This window comes from Pontibacillus marinus BH030004 = DSM 16465, from assembly GCF_000425225.1.
In the GTDB taxonomy this organism is placed as follows: Bacteria; Bacillota; Bacilli; order Bacillales; family BH030062; genus Pontibacillus; species Pontibacillus marinus.
Genome location: NZ_AULJ01000013.1, coordinates 45,707 through 58,318, shown reverse-complemented (window position 1 = coordinate 58,318; position 12,612 = coordinate 45,707). Strand labels below are relative to the sequence as shown.

The 12,612-nt window shown below is 37.5% G+C and carries 11 protein-coding genes; 2 read left to right on the top strand and 9 right to left on the bottom strand.

Annotation, left to right across the window (positions count from 1 at the left end):
- Positions 1-12: 12 nt before the first annotated feature.
- Entirely contained in the window at positions 13-951 is a 939-nt protein-coding gene (locus tag H514_RS0103395) for an ABC transporter ATP-binding protein (protein WP_027445678.1), read from the bottom strand.
- Positions 952-1,101: 150 nt separating this feature from the next.
- On the opposite strand from H514_RS0103395, the gene H514_RS0103390 reads away from it, so the two are divergent.
- A complete protein-coding gene (locus H514_RS0103390; RefSeq protein ID WP_027445677.1) occupies positions 1,102-1,401 on the top strand; it encodes a HesB/YadR/YfhF family protein in 300 nt (99 codons plus the stop codon).
- A 254-nt stretch (positions 1,402-1,655) separates the two neighbouring features.
- Here the strand turns inward: H514_RS0103390 and H514_RS0103385 are convergent, their stop codons facing one another.
- The 7 genes from H514_RS0103385 to citZ form a co-directional block, all read right to left on the bottom strand.
- Positions 1,656-2,738, bottom strand: a complete 1,083-nt coding sequence (locus tag H514_RS0103385) for an MraY family glycosyltransferase (RefSeq protein ID WP_027445676.1) — start codon at positions 2,736-2,738, stop codon at positions 1,656-1,658.
- Positions 2,739-3,661: 923 nt separating this feature from the next.
- Positions 3,662-5,413 (bottom strand): two-component system histidine kinase PnpS, encoded by a 1,752-nt coding sequence (gene pnpS, locus H514_RS0103380; protein WP_027445675.1) that lies wholly within the window; start codon positions 5,411-5,413, stop codon positions 3,662-3,664.
- The gene (locus H514_RS0103375) at positions 5,400-6,116 is read right to left on the bottom strand and encodes a response regulator transcription factor (RefSeq protein WP_027445674.1); all 717 of its coding nucleotides are present in this window, start codon (positions 6,114-6,116) and stop codon (positions 5,400-5,402) included. Before H514_RS0103375 ends, pnpS begins: the two co-directional genes overlap by 14 nt.
- Before the next feature lie 275 nt (positions 6,117-6,391).
- Positions 6,392-6,868: a MaoC/PaaZ C-terminal domain-containing protein gene (locus H514_RS0103370; protein ID WP_027445673.1), complete on the bottom strand. Its 477-nt coding sequence runs from the start codon at positions 6,866-6,868 to the stop codon at positions 6,392-6,394.
- A 92-nt stretch (positions 6,869-6,960) separates the two neighbouring features.
- A complete protein-coding gene (gene mdh / locus H514_RS0103365; protein ID WP_027445672.1) occupies positions 6,961-7,899 on the bottom strand; it encodes a malate dehydrogenase in 939 nt (312 codons plus the stop codon).
- A gap of 30 nt (positions 7,900-7,929) precedes the next feature.
- Complete coding sequence (gene icd, locus H514_RS0103360) at positions 7,930-9,219, bottom strand: NADP-dependent isocitrate dehydrogenase (protein ID WP_267879767.1); 1,290 nt, start codon at positions 9,217-9,219, stop codon at positions 7,930-7,932.
- Positions 9,220-9,366: 147 nt separating this feature from the next.
- Positions 9,367-10,482, bottom strand: coding sequence for a citrate synthase (gene citZ / locus H514_RS0103355; protein WP_027445670.1), 1,116 nt, complete (start codon positions 10,480-10,482; stop codon positions 9,367-9,369).
- A gap of 321 nt (positions 10,483-10,803) precedes the next feature.
- Between citZ and ytvI the strand changes: the two genes are divergently transcribed.
- The gene (gene ytvI / locus H514_RS0103350) at positions 10,804-11,931 is read left to right on the top strand and encodes a sporulation integral membrane protein YtvI (RefSeq protein ID WP_027445669.1); all 1,128 of its coding nucleotides are present in this window, start codon (positions 10,804-10,806) and stop codon (positions 11,929-11,931) included.
- Between the two features lie 51 nt (positions 11,932-11,982).
- Here the strand turns inward: ytvI and H514_RS0103345 are convergent, their stop codons facing one another.
- Entirely contained in the window at positions 11,983-12,375 is a 393-nt protein-coding gene (locus H514_RS0103345) for an FxsA family protein (protein ID WP_027445668.1), read from the bottom strand.
- Between the last annotated feature and the right edge of the window lie 237 nt (positions 12,376-12,612).

Below are 12,612 nucleotides of genomic sequence, written 5' to 3'. Positions count from 1 at the left end.
CCTTTTACACCTCTATTCATCTCTTAATGACCTCCCTGTTAAATGAAGGAATACATCCTCAAGCCTAGGTGATTGGATATCAATCCCCTGAATACGAATCCCGTATTCATGTGCCAATGTAAACAACTCAGGCAGAATTTCAGCTTGCTGTTTTAATCCGATTTTGTATCTGAAATCTTCTCGTTCCATAAATAGGACCTCATCAATTTCTTTTACTGCTTGTTCAAAGCCTGCAACCTGTTGTTCTACAGAAACATACAGTAAATCTTGATCTTGAACCATTCCAATCAAATCCTGCTTTTTACCCTCAGCAATAATAGACCCATGATCCATAATCGCAATTCGATCACATAATGTTTCTACTTCCTCCATGTAATGAGATGTATACAATATAGACATCCCTTTTGTATTCAATTGTTTAACCATTTCAAGTATGTGATTTCTCGATTGTGGATCAATTCCTACAGTTGGCTCATCCATAATCAGTAGTTTTGGTTTATGCAAAAGCGCACAGGCGATATTCAGTCTACGCTTCATTCCTCCAGAATACTTTTCTACCTTATCAGATGCACGATCTGATAAGCCCACAATAGATAATACTTCAGCAATTCGTTCCGCCCTTTCTTTTTTTGGGACTTTATAAAGCCGAGCAAAAAACATTAAGTTTTCTTTACCTGTGAATTCTGGATACAAAGCAATTTCTTGAGGTACAAGTCCGAGTTCTTTACGAATGATTTCGGATTTCTTTAATACGGATTTTCCTTTGTACAGAATCTCTCCTCTACTTGGCTCCAGCAACGATGCAATCATTGATATGGTCGTTGACTTACCAGCTCCATTTGGTCCAAGCAAGCCTAGAACTTCACCTTCTCTAATTGTAATATGTAAATCATCAACTGCTTTATGCTTTTGAAAAGTCTTCGATAATTCTATTGCTTCTAATAAAGCCAAATGATTTCCCCCCTATTTTTCATCCTTTATTAGTAGTACGAATGAATCATATCCTTTGTTTCATCCTAATAAATAAATCCCTATGTTTGAAACCCCTCTTTTAGTGTAATACGATATAGGAGCACATAATCCCTACTAGGAGTTGAAGATATGCAATTAAAAGTAGCAGAAGAAGCAGCACAATGGTATAAAGATGAATTAGAATTAAGTGACAACGACTCTCTTCGATTCTTTGTTCGATATGGAGGTGTTGGCGGATTAAAACCAGGATTCTCCCTTGGAGTTCGCCCTGACACGCCACAAGAACCCATTGCAGAGACTACCGTTGATGGAGTACACTTTTATATCGAACAAGATGACGCTTGGTATTTTGATAATCACAGTGTGAAAGTAACCTATGATTCCAAAATGCAAGAACCTGATTTTGAATATGAAGAAGAGCAAGAATAAATGGTTTCATGAAGAAAATCCCTGTCTAGTTGAAACAGGGATTTTCTTCTGTTCTCTTTTATTGTTTAATTTGTTTATGTTTTTGCATTATTTTTTAAATGTGTTCGGAGTTGCTACTAAGTATTTTTAAAAAATCGGTACACAGTTTTTTCTTTTTTTGCATAGTCCCCTTGGAGTTACTACTTAGTTTTATTGAGAGCATCTTTAAAGTCAAAAAAAAGCCTTGCCATAAAGACAAGGCTCATTAGTTAATTTTATTTTTGACGCTCCATTGCCCTGATAAATTTGAAAAGAAATGATGTCAGAGGCTTGAACTGATCGGAAAAAATCCCAATAAATTCCGCAAATAAATGAACAAGTACCAACACAATTCCAACTACGAACAACGAAAGCAAAATATTTGTATATAACACTAGAACAGCAAAGCAAGAAAAAACAAATGAAATGGCATAGATTATCAATACGGTTGTCCGATGTGAAAACCCTAAATGCAGAAAGCGATGATGCAGATGATCTTTATCAGGTGATGAGATCGGCACACCTTTTAATTTTCTTCTTATCATTGCATAAAACGTATCCATCAAAGGGATCCCTAAAATAATAATCGGTACTAAAAAGGACACTAGTGTTACCTGTTTTAGCTCAAGTAATGATAGAACCGCAAGTGTATAACCGAGAAACAGAGAGCCAGAATCCCCCATAAAGATGCGAGCTGGGTAAAAGTTATACGGTAAGAACCCTAGCAGTGCGCCAATTAATAAGATTGATGTAAAAGCTAACATCATGTTCCCAAGCAATAACGAAACCACAAATAAAGCACCAAATGAAATGGCAGATACACCCGAGGCAAGTCCATCTAACCCATCTATAAAATTCACCGCATTCGTCATTCCAACGATCCAAATGAATGTTATAGCGATACCAAACCAGCCAACATACAATCCGTCTTCTATGAATGGCAAGGATATAACATTAATACTCAGGCCATAATAAATCGGGATCAGTGCAGCAATCATTTGACCAACTAATTTATGTATAGGTCGAATATCAACTGCATCATCAATGCTACCTGTAATGACGATGATGAGGCCACCAATTAAGATGGAATTACCTATAGTGGTGGATTCAAAAGTCGTAAAATGATCTGCAATTAAATAACTAAGTGAAAAGGATATGTATATGGCTATACCACCCAAATAAGGCATCACTTTTTGATGAACTTTCCGGTGACTATTCGGTTGATCAACGATATTCAAGCGAAAAGCCAGCTTTCTTACAAATGGTGTTATGATAAGGCTTATGATGATCGGTATAATAAGAGTTAAGACATAATTCATTAATGCTTACACCTCTGTATTCTTTAATAAAAAGAGACATAAAAAGATTTTAGTCTCTTTAATGTTCTTAGATAACACCTTTATTATACCTTCCATTACTAGATAAAGATACGACCTATAGAAAAAAATGTATAATTTATTACCATTTTGATGAAATTTAACCGAATGATCACGTAACTTCAAACTATGCGTTTATTCAAGTATAGCCCCCTATTGTTGAAGACTTGGTTTCGAGATAAAGTGCGTATGGCTCCGTTGCTTTTGTACAGATCGGCGGGCTGTGGAACGGGTTGCTTTCCTCGGAAGACCGATCGAGCTTCCTCGTCACTTCGTTCCTGCGGGATCTCGCTCGCCCTTTCTACCGGAGGAGTCAACCCGTTCCACAGCCCGCCTTAGCCGAATGGAGATTAACGGAACCGCCGTAATTCTGGGATGAGGTTTTCTGTTTCCAGGTAGTATAAGCCTATCATGACAAGGCTCTGAACAACTTCTCTGAATATGATTTCCAACCAACATGAGGTGGGATAGCCAAATTATGGTCCGTTAGTTTCCATAATCGCGTGGAGGGAAGGAAACGGCAAACTGTCGTGGTAACAAAGGCAAGACGAGACCCCGCAAGGAGCGTAGCGTATGAGGAGGCTCGGCTTTTCTTCCACAACAGGCTTGCCGTTTCACTGACCGCAACAAACTATTCAACAGCAACGGAACCTCTCAGTTTCAAGTCTTCAACATAACTGCCATTTAACTGAATAAATTCTATACGATCATACTACGTAGTGATTTTTGTGAAAACCATTTTTACATCCGATAAATTAAAAAGGACGGAAGCGCTGTGCGCTTCCGCCAAACAAAGAAAACACCTTGGATGAAAGGGTTTCATAGTAAATATACCAATGGAGTATAAAGGGACATTAAACAGAATATTAAGTTTTTGTAAACTTTTTCGGCAAGTAGATATGAAAAGCAGTACCTTTTTGGTATTCACTCTCTACTTCAATCCAACCTTCATGTGCTTCAACAATATGTTTTACAATGGCTAAACCAAGGCCTGTTCCACCGGAGTTTCGACTTCTCGCTTTATCCACACGATAAAAACGTTCAAAAATCCGCGGAATATCCTCTTCTGGAATACCAATCCCTGTATCTTTTATGATAATCTCCATATAGTTATCATTACTATGGAGTTCAATCCCCACCTCGCCTTGCTGAGGTGTATAATTGATTGCATTTGTCAGCATATTCATGACAACCTGTTTCAGTCTTGCTGAATCTGCACGGATCGTTTCACCTTCATAAATGTTTTGGTTCATCGTAATGTCTTTTTCTTTAGCTTGTTGTTCAACGATTGGAACGATATCCTCAATTAATTGTTTTAAAGAAACAGATTCAATATTTAAATGGAATCCTTCTTTTTCTAACTTTGACAATTCGAGTAAATCATGAATGAGTGATTGCAGACGTTCACTTTCTTTAAGAATGATGTTAATAAATTGTTCTCGAAGAGCTTCGTCTTCCATAGCTCCTTGAAGCAACGTTTCAGAAAAACCTCTAATGGACGTGATCGGTGTTTTCAACTCATGAGAAACATTAGCTACAAAGTCTTTTCTCATCTGTTCAAGATGCTTTAACTCTGTTATATCATGGAAAACAAGTACTACACCTTTCCACTCTTTTTCATGATTAATAATTGGAGCACCCAACACTTCCAAAAATCTTCTCTCAATTTGAAGAGGAAGAATAAATGAATTCCTAACGGTCTCCTCCGTCATAAAGACTTCTTTTACAGCCTTGTGGATTTCCTCTTCTTCTACCGCTTCATAGTATAAGTACCCTAAATAATCAGATGAACTTCCACCAAAGCTTTCTAAGAATGCGCGGTTTACTAAATGAATATAACCTTTTTCATCAATTAACATAAGTCCATTACCCATATTGCTGATAACAGCTTCTAGACGATCTTTTTGCATTTGCTTTTGCATCGTCATTTCTTGTAAGTTTCTAGCTAATACGTTAATTGAGGTTGTTAGCTTCTCCGCTTCTCCAAAGTTCCCTTCATATGTCCGGGCTCGGTAATTCCCTTTAGCAAGCTCATCAGCAACTCCAGCAGCTGATCGAATCGGTTTAATGTACTTTTCAAATATATTACGCCCCAATGTCGCCATCACTAAAATACCAATAAACATTGTTATGCCAATGATTAGCCAAATATTAGATGTTATATTAACTAGCGAGCTGATTTTTAACACGAGAATTAAAGAACCATCTAAGCTACTCGCATTTGTCTGAATTGGATAGAAAAACATATGCTCGCGCAAGTATCCCTTTTGATAATCAGAGAAGTTACCATCGCTATCTTTAATAAAATGTTGTACAGTAGCCATCTCTTTATTGGATAAATGAAGAATATCCTCTGTATTATTCAAAAGAACTTCTTTTTCTTGCGTAACATAAATCATTCCTATATTTAATTGACGGCTTGACTCATCCAATTGCTGTAGATCAGAAGCATCATTCACAAATTCAGATAAATATTGTGCTTCGTTTTTTACTCGCTCTTCAATGACATCAGCTACGAAGTTTTTCGTTAATTGAGCTAAAACTAACCCAAGTCCTAACATAAGCAAAATAGCGATAATAGAATAGGTTAGAAACGGACGAGAATCATACTTTTGCATCTCGAGAAGGATCCTCCATTTTGTATCCAAGTCCTCTGATAGTTTTAATATAAACAGGTTTCTTCGTATCTGGTTCAATCTTCTCTCTTAAATGGCTGATATGAACATCAACGATACGTGTATCACCCACAAAATCATAATTCCATACCGCACTTAACAGTTGATCTCGGGATAGGACACGTCCTTTATTTCTGCTTAAGTAAAGGAGAAGCTCGAATTCCTTCGGCGTCAATACCATGGACTCTTCTTTAATTGTTGCTTCATACTGTTCTGGGTACACAACTAAATCTGCAATTTGAATACTAGGCCCATCAGATTCGTCTTCTATTGGTGTGTATGTCATTCGACGTAAAATTGCTTTAATTCTTGCTACCACTTCCCTTGGGCTAAAGGGTTTAGTTAAATAATCATCTGCACCTAACTCTAACCCGAGAACTTTATCAAATTCGTCATCCTTAGCAGTAAGCATGAGTATAGGTGTTTGTATTTGTTTTTGTCTGAGCTGTTTACACACTTCCATACCATCCATTTCAGGAAGCATGACATCTAGTACAATTAAATCAAACGTGTGTTCATTTGCTTGATTCAATGCTTCTTGTCCAGTATAAGCTACTTCAGTATCAAAACCAGCTTGTTCGATATTATATTTTAGCAAGGTTACAATAGATTCTTCATCATCAACAATAAGTATTTTTTGAGACATATACTAACACCTCAGTTCTATAATGTACTTCCATCATACAATGAAGCACTCTTTACTAAAAGAACTTTAAACCTTTACAAGAGAAACTTTACAGAGAGTTTACAAAGAAAAATTACCGATTGACAAGTCTTTTAAAAGGCAGACAGAGATTTAGTTGCAACTTGTACTTCAGACTTTCAAAATTTTCACTACGTAGATTTGCTTCATCGATAAAATTTTATACTTCTTAACGTGCAAAAAAAGATTCCCTCAGTAAGGGAATCTTTTACAAGTTATTAATAAAAGTTTTCAAGAGAGCGAGCATTCATAGACTCAGGCTCATAAGCAGGTGATACTTCAACTGTACCTGTTATAACTACTTGTTGATCTTCGTCTAATCCCGTAACTTTCACCGATACGACATGGTCTTCCTGTTTAACATCTATTACCTCTAATGTAATGGTCACTTCAGAATAATGATAGACTGGTTTTGGGTAACGGATATGCTCTTCCATAATGTGGCAACCAGGGCCAGGAAGCTGCATGGATACTGCAGATGTTACCAACCCATTTAACATCACAGGTGGAACAAGAGGCTGTTTAAAAGGTGTCTGAGATGCATAATCATGTTGGATGTAAAGTGGATTCGCATCATCCGTAATACCTAAATAGAGTAAAAGATCTTTGTCTTCAATTTTTGAAGTGGTTGTGTAAGAATCTCCGACATTAATGTCTTTCAACTTTTTCCCAAGTGTTCGTTTTTTACCTAACATTTTGTGCACCCCCTAAAATGTAAGCGTTTTCCTTAGGTTGATAAGAAAAGCCCGGCACTAAACCGAGCTTTCCCAAGTGAAAACATCGAGTATTATTCGATTACATTCATAACGTGTTTGACAGAGTCTGCTGATTTATCTAATGCAGCCTTCTCATCATCAGTAAGGTCTAGTTCAATAATATCCTCTAAACCATTACCGCCTAAAATTGTAGGTACACCTAAATAAATATCTTTATAGCCATACTCACCTTCAAGATAAGCGATAGCTGGTAACACACGACGTTGGTCTTTAAGAATCGCTTCAGCCATCTCAGTTAGTGATGCAGCTGGGGCATAATATGCACTCCCATTACCAAGAAGTCCTACAATTTCTCCTCCACCTTTACGGGTACGCTCAACAATTTCATCAAGACGCTCTGGAGAAATTAGCTTATCTAGAGGAATACCTCCAGCGTAAGAGTAACGGATCAGTGGCACCATATCATCACCATGACCACCAAGAACAAAACCAGTAATATCTTTTACAGATAGGTTAAGCTCCTGTGCGATGAATGTACGGAAGCGTGCAGTATCTAGCACACCACTTTGACCAATGACACGGTGTTTAGGGAATCCAGACTCCTTGAATACTGAGTATGTCATTGCATCAACAGGATTTGTTAATACAACGATTGTTGTTTCAGGAGAATATTTTACGATTTGCTGAGTTACACTCTTCATAATTTTAGAGTTGGTTGCAACTAGGTCATCACGGCTCATACCAGGCTTACGAGCAATACCTGCAGTGATAATAACTAGGTCAGAATCCGCAGTATCCTCGTAGTTTGCTGTACCTGTGATATTTGAATCAAATCCTTGTACAGGGCTTGCTTCAAGCATATCTAAGGCTTTACCTTGTGTAGGTTTTTCCTGATCAGGAATGTCTACTAGTACAACATCAGCAAGTTCTTTTTGTGCAATCATTAAGGCTGTTGTAGCACCAGTAAAACCAGCGCCAATAACAGATACTTTTCTTCTTTGGATAGCCATATTAATCTCCTTTCTTTCTAACAACAACAATTAGCCCATATTTTTGATAAGTGCATCGCCGAACTCAGAGCACTTCACTTCAGTAGCACCGTCCATCATACGAGCGAAGTCATATGTTACGGTCTTATTACCAATTGTCTTATCCATGGAATTTGTAATTAGATTAGCCGCTTCTCTCCAGCCTAGGTGTTCTAACATTAGAACGCCAGAAAGGATTACAGAAGAAGGGTTTACTTTATCTTGACCAGCATATTTTGGAGCAGTACCGTGTGTAGCTTCAAAGATTGCATGACCTGTTTCAAAGTTAATATTCGCACCTGGTGCAATTCCGATTCCGCCTACTTGAGCAGCAAGGGCATCAGAGATGTAATCTCCGTTAAGGTTCATCGTTGCAACAACATCAAACTCTTTTGGACGCGTTAAGATCTGCTGCAGGAAGATATCTGCGATCGCATCTTTAACTACGATCTTACCTTCTGCTACTGCTTCATCTTCAGCTTTATTTGCTGCTTCTTTACCTTCTTTTTCTACGATCTCATCATACTGTCTCCATGTGAATACTTTGTCACCGTATTCTTGTTCAGCTACATCGTAACCCCATGCTTTGAATGCACCCTCAGTAAACTTCATAATGTTACCTTTGTGTACAAGTGTAACGTTCTTACGTCCTTCATTTAGTGCATATTCAATTGCAGAGCGCACAAGACGTTTTGTTCCTTCTTCAGATACAGGTTTGATTCCGATTCCAGATGTTTCAGGGAAACGAATGTTATGTACACCCATTTCGTCTTGTAAGAAGTTGATAACTTTTTTCACTTCAGGAGAACCTTCTTGCCACTCAATACCAGCATAGATATCTTCTGTGTTTTCACGGAAGATTGCCATGTCTGTATCTTCTGGATGTTTTACAGGAGATGGTACACCTTCAAACCAACGTACAGGACGTAGGCAAGTGAATAAATCAAGTTCTTGACGAAGTGCTACGTTTAGAGAGCGAATTCCTCCACCAATTGGTGTTGTTAAAGGCCCTTTAATTGCAATCTTGTAATCACGAATCGTTTCTAATGTAGCGTCAGGGAGCCACTCACCAGTTTTGTCATATGCTTTTTGACCAGCATATACTTCTTTCCATTCAATACTCTTCGTGTCACCATAAGCTTTTTGTACAGCAGCTTCGATAACTTTACTTGCTGCAGCCCAAATGTCCGGACCAATACCGTCACCCTCAATAAAAGGAATGATCGCATGATCTGGTACGTTCATATGTCCATTTTCTACAGTAATTTTTTCAGCCATTGTAAATCCCTCCAAATGTTTCATAAATAGGTCACTCTAAAAACCAAAAACGTTTTTTTGAATGACAACTAAAATATCGTACATCTATTATCATACGATAAGTAAAAACGGAAAAGCAAAGAAGGAATAACAGCCATGTTATCCCATGCTCTTCGCTTGCTTCAAAATAGTCTAGCGTTCCTCAATAGGTGTGTACTTTTGTCCTTTTGGTCCAACATAATCAGCACGTGGACGAATTAGACGGTTATTATCATATTGTTCAAGTACGTGAGCTAACCAACCTGACACACGACTAACTGCGAATAGTGGTGTGAATAGATCGTGGTCAATACCTAGACTGTGGTAAACAGAAGCGGAATAGAAGTCTACGTTTGCAGGAAGACCTTTATTCTCTTTAATATAATCTTCAATTTTCACAGACATGTTATACCACTTAGAGTTGCCCGTGATCTTTGTTAGTTCACGAGACATTTCTCGTAGGTGTTTAGCGCGTGGGTCACCTTTTTCATATACACGGTGTCCCATACCCATGATTTTTTCTTTGTTCTCTAGCTTCTCTTTAATGTAATCAATAGCACGGTCTTCTTCACCAATTTCAGATAACATCGCCATAACACGTTCGTTCGCTCCACCGTGTAATGGTCCTTTTAAAGCTCCGATTGCAGCAGTGATACCGCTGTAAATGTCGGAAAGTGTCGCTACACAAACACGTGCAGTGAATGTAGAAGCATTTAATTCGTGGTCGGCATGAAGTACGAGCGCTTTATTAATCGCTTCAACCTCAAGGTCCTTCGGCTCTTCACCATTAAGCATGTACAAGAAATTTGCCGCAAAGCTGAAATCTTCACGCGGAGATACAGGCTCTTGACCTTTACGAATACGTCCAAAAGCTGTCACGATTGTTGACATTTTAGCCTGTAAACGTACGGCTTTACGCTTGTTAGCCTCTTCTTCCATAACATCAGATTCTTCATCATATAGGCCTAACATGGACACCGCTGTACGCAGTGCTGCCATAGGGTGAACCGATTCCAGATTGTAAGATTTAAGATGGTCAATAATCTCATCTGGAATGGCCATGTTTTGAGCCAAATCCTTTTTAAATTCATTTAACTCATTAAGCGTTGGAAGCTTTTTATTCCATAGAAGATAAATAACTTCTTCAAAACTTGAATTTTGAGCTAAATCATCAATGTCATAACCTACATAGGTTAATTGGTCATCGATAATGGAACTAATAGAAGATTCAGTTGCTACGATTCCTTCTAGTCCTCTTGTGACTGCCATAAATCCCTCTCCTTTAACAATATAATTTCCCCATGAGCGTTTTCCGAAAACTACAAGAAAACGCTTAACTTTTTCATTAAAATTTTTCGGGATGAAATCCCCACGTACAATTATAAACAAATAACATATTTTTGTGAATTGAAACCGTTTAATTATCATAATATTTTGTTGAAATTCGATATATTATAACAAAATATTACATTTATACAATGTCCGAGTCATATGTAACTTAAACATAAAATAGCTTATTAAGTATAGATAGACATTCCTAATCATATATTTGCATAAGAACAAACCTGTGAGAGGAGGTTGATTTATGCAATGGACATGCATCATTTTTGGGTGAATTTTTGGCGTGTAGCACGTTTTTTATTCGTTGCCTTTATTATTATCACCGGATGCATTACGGTTTATTACACTGCCCAATACACGTATCCTTTTATAATTGCAATTGGGATCGCCTTTTTAATGAATCCGCTTGTAAATTTATTGGAGAATAAAGCAAAATTACCTCGCCCATTATCAGTATTTCTTACGATCTTACTTATATTAGCCGCAATTATAGGTGTTATCGTTCTCCTCGTCGTTGAGTTAATTGATGGTTTTAATAATCTAGCCAATATCATACCTAGTCATTTTAAAGATTTAGTGAGTTATGTACAAGGTGTTATAACAGCACAAGTCATTCCTTTTTATCAAAGGTTAACAACTATAATCAATACTTTAGATCCCACACAACAAGAGAAAGTTTTAGAACAAATTCAAACAATCGGAACTAAAGTCGCTGAAAGTGGTGCGACATGGTTAAAAATCTTGTTAAATAGCATCCCAAGTCAATTAGGTAAGCTACCCAATCTAGCTACCATTATCATTTTCTCTTTGTTAGGGACGTTTTTCATTAGTAAGGACTGGTATAAATTAAAGGAGAAAATTCTTCAGTTTGCTCCTGAACCCTTAACCGTATCAAGTGGGAACGTCTTAAAAGGATTACAAAAAGCCTTATTTGGATTCATGAAAGCACAATTTACTCTTATATCAATTACAGCTTTTATTGTTTTAGCTGGATTATTACTATTAAGAGTTGACTATGCTGTGACCATTGCGATGATTACTGGCGCTGTGGATTTGCTACCTTATTTAGGTACAGGGTTCATCTTTATTCCATGGATCATTTATATGTTTTTTACTGGTAATTATTTCATGACAATAGGTCTTTCTATTTTGTATATTATTGTGATTGTGCAAAGGCAAATGATGGAGCCTAAAGTGTTATCTACGAATATCGGTCTTGATCCTCTAGCCACACTTATAGCTTTATTTGTTGGGTTTAAGATGTTTAGTTTCCTAGGGCTTATTATTGGTCCTGTTACACTAGTTATTCTAAATACACTCTATCGATCAGGAGTATTTCATGATACTTGGAAATATATTTTAGGACACTCACAATAAAAAGAGAGTAAAAAAAGCTGACTCCATTATGTTGGAGTCAGCTTTTATGTTTTATCTTCTAAATACCGTAATGGTGCCGTTATCCATCATCTTTCTTACGGTACGTTTTAATACAGATTTTATTGGAGCTCGTGTAGTTGGAAATAGCAATGTGAATCCGATCGCATCTGTAATAAAACCTGGAGTTAATAGAACAACAGCTCCGATTAATATGCAGATCCCATCAAATATTTCGTCATGAGGAATCATTCCTCTATATACAGCTTCACGTGCGTTGTTCAGGGTTTCCATACCTTGTTGTTTGGCAAGGTATGCTCCTAAGATTCCGGTAGATATGATTAGGAGTATGACCCACCATGGACCGATTAAGTTACCAGCCCAAACAAGTACACCTATTTCTAAAGCTGGAACAACTAATATAAATAACAATAACCAGCGAAACAAGACCATCTTCCTTTCAGAGAAAATCTTTTCACCTATTATAACATGTCAGACATGCCTCGTGTTCTATTGGAATTATTGTCTTCTACTTATTCCAGTAAAGCCCCATTATCTTGAAGACTTGAAATCGAGATAACTAGTGAGGTGGAGGTCCGTTGCTGGAAAAAGAGTAAGGGGTTCGTTGAAACGGCAATACTCCTGCTGCCCCACACGACGTGGGGTAGGTCGACGTTGCCACAC